We start from the raw sequence: 13,834 nt of genomic DNA, 5'->3' as shown, positions 1-13,834 counted from the left end.
GATATTGCATATTATATTACCTTTTCAAATTCACACTTAATCAAATTTCTACCCAATAATGCTGAACAATTTCACCAGTATGAGAAGAAACTACCTCATTTTCTAACACACCGCCAACCTTTTGAATCGTTTTAGCAGAACCGATATTGGATTTATCACAAGTTATTAATACTTTCTGCAATCCTAATTTTTGCGCTTCAGCTAATGCAAGCTTTAGTTGTTTCGTAGCGTAACCGTGGCGACGTTTATTCGGATGGACACTATATCCAATATGGCCGCTTTCCCTTAATAATTCTGGATTTAATCTATGTCTAATATTCACAAAACCTATAAGTTCCCCTTTTTCAAAACTTAAAAACTGACTAGATGGCACTCGATTCGCTTGTAAGTTTTCTCCTACTTCTTGTATACTCACTTTTTCAAACCATTCAGCTAGGGAATCAAAATTTTGTAAAGAGCTACTACCGTGTGGTTGTTCTCCTGCATGTAAAAAAGCCTCCCGATACTCTATAATTTGTTCACTATATTCATGCGTTGGTTTTAATAGTTTCATCGTGCTTTCCCCCTCTTAACCCCCTAAAACAAACCCCTTAATAGCTCTATTTCACCATTAAGGGGTTTCTATCATTTTTATTCAAATAACCCCATACTCAAATAACGTTCACCAGTATCAGGTGCAATACATAAAACTTTTTTACCAGCGCCTAGGCGCTTCGCTATCATAATTGCTGCGTACACAGAAGCTCCTGAAGACGGCCCTACTAATAAGCCTTCTTGTCTAGCTAAGTTTCTCATTGTCGTTAAAGCCTCTTCGTCTGCAATTTGAATAATTTCGTTATACACTTCTGTATTTAAGTTTTTCGGAATAAATCCTGGGCTTGTTCCTACTAGTTTATGAGGACCTGGTACACCACCTGATAAAACGGGAGATCCTTTCGGTTCCACTACTGCAATATATAAGTTTGGTAATTTCTCTTTTAACGTTTCACCAGTCCCTGTAATCGTTCCGCCTGTTCCTGCCGTTGCAACAAAAGCATCAAGCTCTCCATCCATTTGTTCGTAAATTTCAAGTGCAGTCGTATAACGGTGAATATTCGGATTAGCTGGATTTTCAAATTGTTGCGGGATAAAACTATTCGGTATTTGTTTTTGCAGTTCTAACGCCTTTGCAATCGCTCCTGGCATTCTTTGTTCTGCTGGTGTTAAAACTACTTCTGCCCCGTATGCTTTCAATAAATTAATACGCTCTTTTGACATATTGTCTGGCATAATTAAAATCGCTTTATACCCTTTAGCAGCTGCGTTCATCGCTAAACCAATTCCTGTATTCCCACTTGTCGGTTCAATAATTGTATCCCCTGGTTTAATGAGACCATTTTCTTCTGCAACATGAAGTAAATTATAAGCAGCACGGTCTTTCACACTACGTGATGGGTTAAACATTTCTAGTTTCACATACACATCCGCTGCGTCTTCCGGAATAAATTTAGATAATCGGACGACAGGTGTATCTCCTATTAATTCTGTTACGTTTTCACATAATTTCATAGTGCATCCCCTATTCTATCGTTTTCTTATCACTTGGTAATAACCATGAAGTAAGTCCAATTAACGGTAAACAACTACATAATATCATAATGAACTGAAGGCTATATATATCAGCTAATTTCCCAAGAACTACAGCACCTAATGCCCCAAGTCCAAACGCAAGACCTACGATTAATCCTGACACCATTCCCACTTTTCCAGGTACAAGCTCTTGCGCGTATACAACAATTACACTAAAACTACTTGAACTAATAAAACCGATACATAAAAATAAAGGTACGACCCACACAAGTGAGACATGTGGTAATAACAGTGCAAGTGGCGCTGAACCTAACATTGAAAATACGATGATGTTTTTCTTACCAAATCGATCTGCTAACGGTCCTCCGAAGAAAGTTCCTAACACACCAGCAATCATAAATGCGAATACGAAATACTGCGCATTTTTTATAGATAAACCGTAATGCTCAATTAAGTAAAATTGATAGAAATTCCCGATACCGGCACCGTACCAAGAGCGCACAAAAGTAAGAAAAACAAGAAGTATAATAACGAATTTAATGTGTGTACTTACAATTGCATTTTCCGCCTCAAGCGCAGCTCTCTTCTTCCTTCTTACAGCGCCGGTTGCTAATTCATTTTTGTACCAATTCGATACGAAAATTAATAATATAATTCCTACTGCTGCAAATGCTGTAAAACCTAAAGAACCAATTTGACCAAGCGGAACGAAAATTAGCGCTGTAAAAATGGGAGCTAAGGAATTCCCCGTGTTTCCCCCAACTTGATAAATCGCTTGCGCTAACCCTCGTTTTGCACCTGCCGCCATATACGCAACACGAGCGCCTTCTGGATGAAAGACTGCAGAACCTAAGCCAATAAATAAAACAGAAATAATAACAACTATAAAGTTCGGCGCAAATGCGAGTCCAATCATCCCAAGCATACTTGAAAACATGCCGAGTGGTAATAAAAATGGTGACGGCTTCTTATCTGAATACATACCAAACACCGGTTGCATAATCGATGACGTCATATTTAACGCAAATGCAATCCACCCTACTTGCATATAGGATAAATTCATCGTTTTTTCCAAAATAGGAAACAACGCCGGCACAACTGCTTGCATTGAATCATTTAAAAAATGTCCAAAGCTTATCGCAAATAATATTCGATATATTGTCGGTGTTTCTACTGTGTTTTTTTGCGAAACTGCCTGCATATGTGAATCTCCCCTTTCTGTACAAAATATTTATTTATTAAAGTAGGTGTAATAAATTCTGACTTTTGAAACATTTCTATTCTATACTGCTTTCATTTCTTTTTCCAGAAATATAACTTAACTTCCGTCATTGGCTTGCATCCTTGTAACTTTCAGCAGCAAAACATTACAGAAAAAGGCAACCCAATCACATACTGGGTTGCCTCTCAAATTAAATCGCAAAACGCTTATACTTTTCGTAATCACTCGTCTTACATTCTAGTTCAATTTTTGTACCTTCGTTTTCATAACTCGTAGATAAAACGTGCGCATGATTGTTGAAATAAGAAACTACCTGTCCTTGATCATACGGAATTAACATTTCACACTTCGTATACTCTTTATAAATATACGAGCGAATCATTTCTACAAGCTCTTCAATTCCAACATGCTTCTTCGCAGATAAATACACGCGGTCTTCTTGTACTTTTGGAATTTCAACATCTATCATATCTGATTTGTTATATGCATATATCGTTGGAATATTTTCTACTCCAATTTTCTTTAACGTTTCATTTGTAATATCAATTAATTGTTCATAATTTGGATTTGCGTAATCTACAACGTGAATAAGTAAGTCTGCTTCTGCTACTTCTTCTAACGTTGAACGGAACGCTTTCACAAGATGATGTGGTAATTTACTTACAAATCCAACCGTATCCGTTAATAAAAATGATTTATTATCTGGTAAATCAATATTTCGTACAGATGTTTCTAATGTCGCGAATAACATATCTTTTTCAAATACTTGTTTTTCTTCCGTACCATTATAAATTTCCAGCATTGCATTCATCGTCGTTGATTTTCCTGCGTTTGTATAGCCTACTAATGCTACAACTGGTACTTCATTTTTCTTACGTTGCTTTCGCTGCGTTTGACGCTGAGCAACAAGCGCTTCTAAGTCTTTATTTAAAACTGAAATTTGCTCTTCAATTTTACGACGGTCTAACTCTAATTTTTTCTCACCGACACCTTTATTTTTCGTACCAACACCTCCGCTCTGTCTTCCTAATGATTCACGAAGACCGATTAAACGAGGCATCATATACTGAAGATGCGCTACTTCTACTTGCAGCTGCGCTTCTTTCGTTTTCGCACGTTGCGCAAAAATATCTAAAATTAAAATGGTACGATCAATAACTTTACAGTCTAAATCTTCCTCTAAATTTCGAATTTGTGAAGGAGATAATTCGTCATTAAAGATTACCATATTCGCATCTACTTCATTTACATAGGCTGCTACTTCTTCAATCTTTCCTTTTCCAATATAATGTGATGGGTTTACTCGTTGTAAATTTTGCGTCACTTGCCCGATTACCTCTACATCACAAGCTTCTGCAAGATTCGTTAACTCTTCCATAGAATATACAAAATCATCTTCATTTCCTAAATTCACTCCAACTAAAACTGCTCTTTGTAATAATTCTTCCATATATTTATTCCTCCATTTCGATTACGTAAAATAAAAAACACAGGTCGCTGCCTGTGTTTTCGTAAACGGATAAGGGTTCACCAAAGAAATAGAAGAAAGTTATACTTCCATCCTATCTCATAGTCAATAAGTCTCAAGATCATATACGAATCCACAACAAGTGTTCACCTATACGATCCCAATCTAATTTTAAAGGCAAAACAAAAAGAGGGCGTATTCGTCCCTCCCTCTTTTTCACATATAAGCTTAATAAAGGGTTCCTTTAAAATAGGCAGACCAATCCCGTTCACTCTGTACACAGACAGAGCCTTTGAGCGCTATTCAATTATTGGCACAAAGTATTGAGACGTAATCTGATTAAGATCAAAGGAAGCCCCTCCGTTCATTTTAAGTTATATAAAGTGTAGCATAAGTAATTCGCTTTCACAAGGTTAACCCCCCTATAGAAACAGAAAGAAACTCTTTATATTTTTACTTTAATCGTCATTTTTTGCGTGTTCTTCTCACAAAAAAACTAACAACAGCAATGATCAATAGCAGACCTATGGATATGATAGCAACTTGCCACCAACTGAAACCACTCACCATTCCACCTTTTAAATTCACTTTCTTCGTCGGAACAGACTCTTTTGCAATATGACTTAAAGCCGCTTTGTCCACCCCTGCCTCATCCAATCTCTTCGTTCCACTACAACTATGTGTGTGTAATTGTTTTTCTGATCCCCTTTGAGAAGAAAACACTAAGTACTCTCCTCCCTCTACAAAGTGAAACACACAATCACCACCATTTGTATATACGATAATTTGCGAAGAAGTTGTCCCTTTCCATATTTTCTTCACTTCAAATAATACTTCAATCCCAATCCCTTCTTTCCTTCCAATCTCAATTACTTTCCCCTCAAACACTACATCATTTTTTTGAAATGCATCTTCTGCTGTTACATTAATACAATCACAAGCATGAGATTTCTCTGGAAAAATAATAAGAATAAAGCTACAAATAATGACAACAGGCAACATGCGCAAAATTCTTTTCAAGGAGCCCCACTCCCTTCATTATCAATTTCAAAAGCTTCTCGTATATTATTTTTACGCTACTCGTCAAATTCCTCCAGAGTAAATTAAACAGTATCGTTTCCATACAATAAAAGTCTTTATTGACATTTTTTATAACCTGGTATTAGTATAAGGTTATAAAAAATAAGTTAGGAGATGTCCCTATGAATTCTAAATCTCGTATTACCGCAATTGGTACTTATGTTCCAAATCAAATATTGTCTAATAACGATTTAGAAAAAATGGTCCATACGAATGATGAATGGATTGTGCAAAGAACAGGCATGAAAGAAAGAAGAATTGCTAACGAAGACGAATACTCCTCACACTTAGCCATTAAAGCAGTCGAAAATTTGTGTACAACATATAAGAAAAACTTAGAAGATATTGACTGTATCATCGTTGCTACAACTACTGCTGACTATGTTTTTCCTAGTGTCGCTTGCCAAATACAACAATACTTCAACATACCTCATACACTAGCTTTTGATTTAAATGCGACTTGCGCTGGTTTCACATACGGACTGCATGTCGGTAATAGCTTAATCACTTCTGGATCACATCAAAAAGTACTCGTCATAGCGACAGAGACATTATCTAAAGTTACTGATTACACCGATAGAACGACCTGTATTTTGTTCGGTGATGGCGCTGGAGCTATTTTATTAGAAAGAGATGAAAACAAACCAAGCTTTATTGCTGCTCACATGGGAACAAACGGTAACGGTGGTATTCATCTATACAGAACAAACTTATCTACTACTATGAATGGCACACCACTACAAACAAATGAAAAAATCGTTCAAAACGGAAGAGAAGTATATAAATGGGCTGTACGAACAGTACCATACGGCATAAAAGAACTATTACATACTGCAAATTTGCAAATAGATGATATAGACTGGTTCATACCACATAGTGCTAACTTAAGAATGATTGAATCTATTTGCGAAAAATCAAAAATATCTATTCAAAAAACATTAACGAGTGTGGAAGATATGGGGAATACATCTTCCGTCTCTATTCCACTCGCTTTAGATTTAGCTAGAAAAAAAGGAAGATTAAATAACGGAGATACACTTTTGCTATACGGATTTGGCGGTGGACTTACGCATTTAGGGCTTATTGTGGAGTGGGATTTAAGTTAAGTATTGAAAAAGAGGTTCTAATTAGTAACTAGAACCTCTTTCTCATTTAATTTCTCGCCCCTTTTCGAGACCATATCATAATAGGAATAAGCAATAATGCTAGCACTCCTCCCGCTAATGATAATGCGGCATAACTGGAATTCGCTACTATCATACCTGACATCGCTCCACCAGAAGCCCCAGCTAACGCAACAAATACATCTATTTTGCCTTGTGTTTTTGCACGTGTAGAAGGTATAGTTGCATCAACAATTTGAGCTGTGCCACTTATTAAACCGAGGTTCCAACCTAACCCAAGTAAAGACAGAGCAACAATTAATAATAGTAAAGAATCACTCGGCGCCATCGCAGCTATGACACCCGCCGCTAATAAAATTATTCCACCAGCTATACTCATCGTAGTTCGTCCGATTTTATCAATTAACATTCCTGTAACGAGAGACGGAAGATACATTGCACCTACATGAAAACCAATTACAAGCCCTACTGCACTTAAACCATGACCATGATGCCCCATATGAACTGGCGTCATCGTCATAATCGCAACCATCACTATTTGAGTAAGTATCATAACGATTGCTCCAACTGTAATACCTCGTTTGTTTTCTTTCACTTCTTCTGTTACTGGTTGCCCTTTATATGTATGTTCTCGTTTATATGTTTCTATTATGTTAGCAATAATTAATGGATCTGGACGAAGCATAATAAAAAGGATAAGACCCGCCAGTATAAATGCCGCTGCTGATAATATAAACGGACCTGCAAGGTTAGGAATTCCGATTGAATGGGCAAAATCTCCCATTACGCCTACTAAGTTCGGTCCTGCAACTGCACCGAAAGTCGTCATAACCATCGTAATACTAATAGCAGTTGCTCGTTGTCTCTTATCTGCTAAATCGGTACCAGCATAACGAGCTTGTAGATTCGTCGCTGTACCTGCACCATATATGAGTAAAGAGACTAGTAATAAAATAATACTATTTGTTAAAGCAGCCAATACAACTCCAATAGCCCCTAGCCCCCCTACTATAAACCCTGTTGCAAGTCCTATTCGGCGACCATATTTTTGCGATAACTTCCCAACAAAGAAAGCCGCTACCGCAGACCCCATTGTAAACATAGCAGCCGGTAATCCTGCATATGCATCTGTCCCAAGCATTTGCTGCGCAAGAAGTGCACCTACTGTAATTCCAGCAGCTAATCCCGCTCCACCGAACATTTGTGAAATACTTACGATTATTAATGTTCGTTTATATAATTTTTGTTGCTCTTCTTCTGTGTACATACGATTACGTATTGAAGCATCTGCTGTCTCTATCATTTCCTCACCCTCTCTATAAAACTAATACCTCTTGTTAATGTACTATAGAACAACAAAATTCCAAAATTTAAAATGCTACAGTTTATTTATTAATGTAAAGAACCCCACGGTTTATGTTTGGCTCATTACCGAGGGGCTCCCAAAATCACAGGGTAGATCTTCCTATATTTTACATTCAAACTTTCGACTATTTTACAACTACATCTTGATTATTTTCAAAGCCCTCTGCCTTACCTTCTTTCATTTCATAATAATAAGAAGGTAATTCTATACCATGCTCTAAGAAATAATCCTCAATTAATGAAATAATCACTTTCAATGTTTTCAAACGTGCATATAATTTATCATTACTCGCGATAATTTGCCATTTCGCATTTGGCTTATTTGTTTTTTCAAACATTTCTTCCATTACTTCAACATACTCGTCCCATTTTTCACGATTACGCCAATCTTCGTCTGTAATTTTCCATCTCTTCAAAGGATTATTCTCTCTATCTTTAAACCTTTTTAACTGTTCATCTTTGCTAATATGATAGAAGAACTTCCCTATTATGTAATGGTCATCTGTTAATAGTTTTTCAAAATCATTAATCTCATCATATGCTCTCATCCACTCTTCCTTTGTAGCAAATCCTTCCACACGCTCAACTAACACACGACCATACCATGAGCGATCAAAAATAGTAATTTGCCCGTACTGTGGAATTTTGCGCCAGAAACGTTGCAAATAATGGTAACGTTTTTCATGAGGTGCAGGCGCTCCAATTGGAGTTACTTGAAAACCACGCGGGTCAAGATGTTCCGTCACCCGCTTAATTGCCCCACCTTTACCAGCCGCATCCCAACCTTCCATAACGAGCATAACCGCGATTTTTTCTTCTTTTAAAATTTGCTGTAATGCTAATAAGCGCCTTTGATATTTTTCGAGTTTCTTATTGTACTTAGATTTTGATTCAATTTTTTTCGTTAAATCTACTTTAGCAAGATGCCCATTTTCCATAAAACAAATCCCTCTTGTTGTATGATAATATTATTTTAACATATTTTTGGTAAATTTTTCATATTACAAAAAACTGTGCAGGAAAATCTCTACACAGTTTTTCACTCTAACTTTACATCTACCTCGATATTCCCTTTTCTATTGCTCACAGCTTTCATAAAGAATATAGCAATTAAAACAACTGTAATAACCGTGCCTGCAATCGGAGATATGTTTAGTGGAATGTTAGAAGCGATTTTCACATTTTACAATCGAATGATTGGGGGAATCCCCCTTCTAGTAAAAAATAAGCAAATACTGTAAAGCCAATGATTACTACTGAAAATTATGTAGTTACAACTCCTATTGGTATTGTAAGCAGCGTAACATTTGAACTTTCTCTTACAGAACTGACAATTGAATATATACCTAAAATAAAACTAAGTATCGCAATACTTATATACACAATTACTGCATACCAAGGATTAAAGTCTAATAAGAGTCCAGAAATAACTATATACAAAAATAATAGTTGCAGAAAAACACTGCTCCCCATACTTATTAATATTCTCAACATACGCTTCCCCTTATGTTCACCATTCCTTTTTTTCATTGCGTTTGATGTGTATTAGCATATGAATCAAATGTAATAATTCTTAACAATCACCCTTACATTAAATGGTATATCCTCTTATAAAGAGAAGATAATAACAAATAAATCCGTTACAGAATGGGAGTTCTCAAAAAATGAAACGAAAAATATTCTTTCTCTTTGTGCTTATTTGTGTAGTACTACCAATGCAAGCTAGCGCTTACACATTTCAATCGCTACCAATTGTGTTAAAGTCTAAACAATGGTATATCGAAATTGATAAATCTCATAACTCAAATGAACAAGTAATCCGGTCAAAACAAGGTGTATATGATACGTATAGTTTACTCGTAAAAAATATCGGTACTGATGTTTCAAATGTATCTGTAGAAATACTTGATAACACGCCTACATCTAAAGCTACCTTTACACCTACTACATCTGATGAAAACATCTCAAAAAGTCATACAAGCTTTGACCACATGGTATTTCCATTAGACTTTAATAGCCATAATTTTAAAGTCGTTATTACTTGGGAAGAAAAGAATTTCTCTTACAATGGTCATCCGGTAAATGAGGGTAAAAAAATGAAACAAACATTTGTATTTAATGAAGACTAAGCCTTATTTTAAGTATGGCTTAGTCTTTTTTTATGAAACCCGATTGGATCGCTTCTGTCACTTCTTTTGCAATTTCCATTTTCGTTGCTTTCTTGCAAATACATGTTTCCCATATATGTACAGAAGGCTCTTCATTAGAAAGATGCTTCAGTAATATGAGCCGTTCATACTCTAGTTTATTATCAACAGGAGTCACAATATATACAGTAAAATTCTTCGTATCAAATACCTGTTCTTTTACAACATATTCGCCTTGTAGTTCCGATTCTAAAAATTCGTTGAGGCAATCTACAACCATATAAAATAACTCCTTTCATTATTCATTCAAATTATTAATCAAACTTACGAATACTTGGGACAGATAGAGCAATTACAATTGTAAAGATTACGAATAATGCTAGCATTAATATAGTTACCTCTCCGCCTATTACATTCGCTAACCAACCAACAACTACATATCCTAATGGCAATAAAGCAAAAGAACCTAACATATCAAGGCTTGCTACTCTTCCGAAAGCTTCTTCCGGTACGAGCTCTTGTAAACTCGTTTCCCAAATGAGTCCAAATATCATCATACCGAATCCTTCAATTGCCATTAAGAATATTAAAGCAGGCGCCCAAGAAATAAAAGGCATAACTAATAGAGCGAAGCCGCTAATTAAAACACCTCCATAGGCCAGTAACCCTCTCTTGTGCCACCGCTCTTTCCCACCAAATATTAATGCGGCAATTACAGCACCGCCACCAGAAGATGCCATTCCCAGTCCGTAAACGTAAGCTTCAAAATGATGATGAATATTAAATAACCATGGAATTAATACGACGATAATGCCGGCATAACAAATATTTACGAAAGAAAAAACTAAGATTGTAATCCAAAGCCACGGATGACTTTTTAAAACTAAAACACCCTCCATAAACTCCTTTTTATAATCAACCTTACTCTTTTCAATCGATTTTATTTTTTTAAACTTAATTTCTTTTAAAAATAATAAACATAAAAATGATAATAAGTACGTTGCTGCATCTAATCCAAATCCTATCCCAGCAGATGCAACTGAAACGATTAATCCACCAAGTGCTGGTCCAATTAACCGTATGCCTTGATTACTCATTTGCGTTAATGCATTAGCTGCATTGCGAATTTCAGGTACGAATACTTTCGCCCTCACGGCAGAATATGCTGGCTGAAATATCCCTTCCATAAGTCCATATACGGCAACGAGGACATATAACAGCCTAATCGTTAACAAATCCGTAAATATAAGCGATGCAAGTAATAGCATTACTATACAGCGGATTATATCCGTAAATAACATTAATTTTACTCGATCAATTCGATCTACAACTAACCCTGCAAACGGTAAAGCAAGAATATTAGGTAGCATATACATTGCCATAGTCATCCCCATTACAACTGTTGAACCAGTTAGTGAGTAAACAACGACTGGCAAAATAACCATTGTTATAGAACTCCCTAAAGTTGAAAGCAATTGTCCAATCCACAAAAACTTAAAATGCCGTGATACTTTGACTGGCAACAGTAATTTTCCGACATATCCTAAACCTTTTTGGGTTTGTATTTCTCCCTGCATTTTCCTCACCTCTTTTCAATTAACTATAAACTCTATAATAAACATCTGAAAAATATTAATATTCTATTTTAAATTATAATATGAAACTACTATATTTATGGTAAAATTATCAAAAAAATACAAGGGAGAAAATATGGTCATGCCTTCCAATTCACCTAACATCGAGCACCAGATCTATACAATGTGTATGATCCAGCGTAACAATGAAATTTTACTTTTAAAACGTCCCAATCATCGAGGCTTTCCTGGCTATATAGCTCCTGGCGGAAAAGTAGATTTCCCAGAAAGTATCGTCCAAGCTGCTATACGAGAAGTGAAAGAAGAAACTGGACTACACGTTTCTAATTTAACTTTTAAAGGGGTAGACGAATATGTAAATCCTAAGGAGCATGTTCGATATATGGTATTCAACTATTGGACAGACTCATTTGAAGGCGAGCTTCTTATTAATCCTCCTGAGGGTGAATTAGTATGGGTGCCAATCGATACAGCACTCAATCTTCCTATGCAAGATTGGTTTAAAGAAAGATTCCCATTATTTTTTAAAAAAGGCACGTTTGAAATTCAACGTGTTTGGGACCGAGACTTAGATAAACAAGTCGCTATGACAATTACCCATACGTAAAAAAGCTTGGAATCCCTCCAAGCTTTTCTTACTTCACCTCTATTTTCTTAATCTCATAATCAATTTCTAAAAACTTAACTCCGAATATCCACATTTTATGGTGAGCAGTTAGCATGTGACCCTTTCCCTCTTTAATGATAAAAATCTCTGTTAACGGTAAACGGATTGTAAAGAAACCAGTATGTAGATAAATCCCCTCATCTCCCTTACTATTTTCTCTCAACTTACTAGTAATGATTAAATCATTGCTATCATTACATACTTTTAAAATACCTGTCATATTCGAATAAGGTAAAGGCAATGCGATATTCATATATGTCTCGTTCTTATGCGTATGTTTTGAATACAGAGCCAAAAAAATAGACTCTCCTGCTTCATTTTCCCTTAGCCAAGCCCTTACATTCTCTCTTCCATCTTTCTCATCATTTACACCTATGATAGAGCCATACATTGTTTCCCACTTATCGCCCATACCTAAATGTATTTGTCCTACTCGTTTACTCATTTTCGTATAACAAAATGCAAATGGACGGAACCAACGAGCCCATTTAATATTCGATTGTAACTCATACGCTGCTGTATTTTCATAAAAACGAATCATACTTAAAGGAACCTTCGTCACGTCAAATGACTCACTATGAAAATCATTTATTTTATCAACTAAACCGTTGTATTCCTTACTATCTACTAAATTTCCATTCTGTAAAAATGTCCCACCAATTCTCACGCTTCCTCTTAATCTACTCATTGGTTTCCCATAGTACTTATAATTTGGAGCACTCTTTTCAATCATCCAACCTACAAATGCTGGTAATGCTACTCCAATGCCATTTACCACACCGTGAATCCAAACCATTTGAGCAATTGTAATCGTCAGTACTTGTTTTAAATTTCCGTATGAATATATGAGTGAGAACATAATTGTAACCATGAGCGTACTAGACGAAATGATTAAGAGAACCTTTGCACGAATAGCATTAAATTTCGCTTTCCAAACGTAAATACCATATCCATAAATAGCACATAAATATATCACAACTGCAAAAAATTCTAATATCCTCGAATATGTAATTCCTATTGCAACTGTCATAGGTGAAATCATGATGATAAACATAATAGCATCATACACTTTACTTCTCTTTTCTCTTTTTCTCCCTATTAAACCAGCTGATAATGGCAATAAAAACGCCGAATAATGAAAATGTGCAGCTGTGAGTAAAACAATGTCAGAGCTAAAATGCATAATTGAAAGTTTTGCTACTGAAGCAAAAAACCAAAAACCACCTAAAAACAAATAAATAAACGCACTATCTATGACGGTCTCCTCTAACGGCTTCCATCCTCTTTCTAGCAATCTACTTACACCAAATAACGCAACAATTCCTGTATATACAAACCAAACTAGCGCAAATAAATAGTGATTTGTGACGAAAGCTAGCATTGCGCAAATTGCTGCGATTGGATATAAAAACGATACGAATTTATAAAATAATAAATACGATCCATTTCTTGTTCTTTTATCAATAATACAAAAAGACATCGGTATAAATAATAAAACAGATAATAATATAATTGCTTCAACAGGATTTATATTCGACCACTCACATATTAGAAAAACAACATAACAAGCAAGCCCAAATATTATATTTTTCATATC

13 protein-coding genes are annotated in these 13,834 nt (G+C 35.7%); 3 read left to right on the top strand and 10 right to left on the bottom strand.

Going from position 1 to position 13,834, the window contains the following annotated elements; all coding sequences use genetic code 11:
* Window positions 1-40 precede the first annotated feature (40 nt).
* The 5 genes from DPQ31_RS08935 to DPQ31_RS08915 all read right to left on the bottom strand — a co-directional run bounded on the left by DPQ31_RS08935 (window position 41) and on the right by DPQ31_RS08915 (window position 5,279).
* Window positions 41-553 (bottom strand): GNAT family N-acetyltransferase, encoded by a 513-nt coding sequence (locus DPQ31_RS08935; RefSeq protein WP_208731797.1) that lies wholly within the window; start codon window positions 551-553, stop codon window positions 41-43.
* Window positions 554-630: 77 nt separating this feature from the next.
* The gene (cysK, locus tag DPQ31_RS08930) at window positions 631-1,548 is read right to left on the bottom strand and encodes a cysteine synthase A (protein WP_000762271.1); all 918 of its coding nucleotides are present in this window, start codon (window positions 1,546-1,548) and stop codon (window positions 631-633) included.
* Between the two features lie 10 nt (window positions 1,549-1,558).
* The gene (locus tag DPQ31_RS08925; RefSeq protein ID WP_001149432.1) at window positions 1,559-2,770 is read right to left on the bottom strand and encodes an MFS transporter; all 1,212 of its coding nucleotides are present in this window, start codon (window positions 2,768-2,770) and stop codon (window positions 1,559-1,561) included.
* A 211-nt stretch (window positions 2,771-2,981) separates the two neighbouring features.
* Window positions 2,982-4,241 (bottom strand): GTPase HflX, encoded by a 1,260-nt coding sequence (gene hflX, locus DPQ31_RS08920; RefSeq protein WP_000391892.1) that lies wholly within the window; start codon window positions 4,239-4,241, stop codon window positions 2,982-2,984.
* A 483-nt stretch (window positions 4,242-4,724) separates the two neighbouring features.
* Window positions 4,725-5,279 carry a hypothetical protein gene (locus DPQ31_RS08915; protein WP_000821918.1) on the bottom strand — a complete coding sequence of 185 codons (555 nt, stop codon included), beginning with the start codon at window positions 5,277-5,279 and terminating at the stop codon, window positions 4,725-4,727.
* Window positions 5,280-5,461: 182 nt separating this feature from the next.
* Here DPQ31_RS08915 and DPQ31_RS08910 point away from each other — a divergent pair, with 182 nt between their 5' ends.
* On the top strand, window positions 5,462-6,445 hold the full coding sequence (locus tag DPQ31_RS08910; RefSeq protein WP_087969972.1) for a ketoacyl-ACP synthase III: 984 nt from the start codon (window positions 5,462-5,464) through the stop codon (window positions 6,443-6,445).
* A gap of 46 nt (window positions 6,446-6,491) precedes the next feature.
* Here the strand turns inward: DPQ31_RS08910 and DPQ31_RS08905 are convergent, their stop codons facing one another.
* Together DPQ31_RS08905 and DPQ31_RS08900 are read right to left on the bottom strand one after the other, a co-directional pair.
* Window positions 6,492-7,766 (bottom strand): MFS transporter, encoded by a 1,275-nt coding sequence (locus DPQ31_RS08905; protein ID WP_098911494.1) that lies wholly within the window; start codon window positions 7,764-7,766, stop codon window positions 6,492-6,494.
* 187 nt (window positions 7,767-7,953) lie between these two features.
* Window positions 7,954-8,766 (bottom strand): polyphosphate kinase 2 family protein, encoded by an 813-nt coding sequence (locus tag DPQ31_RS08900; protein ID WP_087969970.1) that lies wholly within the window; start codon window positions 8,764-8,766, stop codon window positions 7,954-7,956.
* A gap of 726 nt (window positions 8,767-9,492) precedes the next feature.
* Between DPQ31_RS08900 and DPQ31_RS08895 the strand changes: the two genes are divergently transcribed.
* Entirely contained in the window at window positions 9,493-9,957 is a 465-nt protein-coding gene (locus tag DPQ31_RS08895; protein WP_000823157.1) for a hypothetical protein, read from the top strand.
* 19 nt (window positions 9,958-9,976) lie between these two features.
* Here DPQ31_RS08895 and DPQ31_RS08890 read toward each other — a convergent pair whose 3' ends face one another.
* On the bottom strand, window positions 9,977-10,255 hold the full coding sequence (locus DPQ31_RS08890) for a hypothetical protein (RefSeq protein WP_000259572.1): 279 nt from the start codon (window positions 10,253-10,255) through the stop codon (window positions 9,977-9,979).
* 34 nt (window positions 10,256-10,289) lie between these two features.
* A complete protein-coding gene (locus tag DPQ31_RS08885; protein WP_097958988.1) occupies window positions 10,290-11,552 on the bottom strand; it encodes an MFS transporter in 1,263 nt (420 codons plus the stop codon).
* Between the two features lie 139 nt (window positions 11,553-11,691).
* Here DPQ31_RS08885 and DPQ31_RS08880 point away from each other — a divergent pair, with 139 nt between their 5' ends.
* Window positions 11,692-12,177, top strand: coding sequence for an 8-oxo-dGTP diphosphatase (locus tag DPQ31_RS08880; RefSeq protein ID WP_097954141.1), 486 nt, complete (start codon window positions 11,692-11,694; stop codon window positions 12,175-12,177).
* Window positions 12,178-12,205: 28 nt separating this feature from the next.
* On the opposite strand, the gene DPQ31_RS08875 is transcribed toward DPQ31_RS08880, so the two are convergent.
* Window positions 12,206-13,831 carry a YndJ family protein gene (locus tag DPQ31_RS08875; RefSeq protein ID WP_098711711.1) on the bottom strand — a complete coding sequence of 542 codons (1,626 nt, stop codon included), beginning with the start codon at window positions 13,829-13,831 and terminating at the stop codon, window positions 12,206-12,208.
* Window positions 13,832-13,834 lie beyond the last annotated feature (3 nt).

The sequence above is a fragment of the Bacillus sp. COPE52 genome, from assembly GCF_003355115.1.
GTDB lineage: Bacteria > Bacillota > Bacilli > Bacillales > Bacillaceae_G > Bacillus_A > Bacillus_A toyonensis.
Note: the sequence above shows the minus strand (reverse complement) of the source record. Positions and strands in the feature narration are given on the sequence as shown.

What these genes read in the sequence shown, in the direction of transcription:
- DPQ31_RS08905 (WP_098911494.1), bottom strand. Translation starts at nt 7,766, where the DNA reads ATGATAGAGACAGCAGATGCTTCAATACGTAATCGTATGTACACAGAA.
- DPQ31_RS08885 (WP_097958988.1), bottom strand. Translation starts at nt 11,552, where the DNA reads ATGCAGGGAGAAATACAAACCCAAAAAGGTTTAGGATATGTCGGAAAA.
- DPQ31_RS08925 (WP_001149432.1), bottom strand. Translation starts at nt 2,770, where the DNA reads ATGCAGGCAGTTTCGCAAAAAAACACAGTAGAAACACCGACAATATAT.
- cysK (WP_000762271.1), bottom strand. Translation starts at nt 1,548, where the DNA reads ATGAAATTATGTGAAAACGTAACAGAATTAATAGGAGATACACCTGTC.
- DPQ31_RS08880 (WP_097954141.1), top strand. Translation starts at nt 11,692, where the DNA reads ATGCCTTCCAATTCACCTAACATCGAGCACCAGATCTATACAATGTGT.
- hflX (WP_000391892.1), bottom strand. Translation starts at nt 4,241, where the DNA reads ATGGAAGAATTATTACAAAGAGCAGTTTTAGTTGGAGTGAATTTAGGA.
- DPQ31_RS08890 (WP_000259572.1), bottom strand. Translation starts at nt 10,255, where the DNA reads ATGGTTGTAGATTGCCTCAACGAATTTTTAGAATCGGAACTACAAGGC.
- DPQ31_RS08900 (WP_087969970.1), bottom strand. Translation starts at nt 8,766, where the DNA reads ATGGAAAATGGGCATCTTGCTAAAGTAGATTTAACGAAAAAAATTGAA.
- DPQ31_RS08935 (WP_208731797.1), bottom strand. Translation starts at nt 553, where the DNA reads ATGAAACTATTAAAACCAACGCATGAATATAGTGAACAAATTATAGAG.
- DPQ31_RS08910 (WP_087969972.1), top strand. Translation starts at nt 5,462, where the DNA reads ATGAATTCTAAATCTCGTATTACCGCAATTGGTACTTATGTTCCAAAT.
- DPQ31_RS08895 (WP_000823157.1), top strand. Translation starts at nt 9,493, where the DNA reads ATGAAACGAAAAATATTCTTTCTCTTTGTGCTTATTTGTGTAGTACTA.
- DPQ31_RS08875 (WP_098711711.1), bottom strand. Translation starts at nt 13,831, where the DNA reads ATGAAAAATATAATATTTGGGCTTGCTTGTTATGTTGTTTTTCTAATA.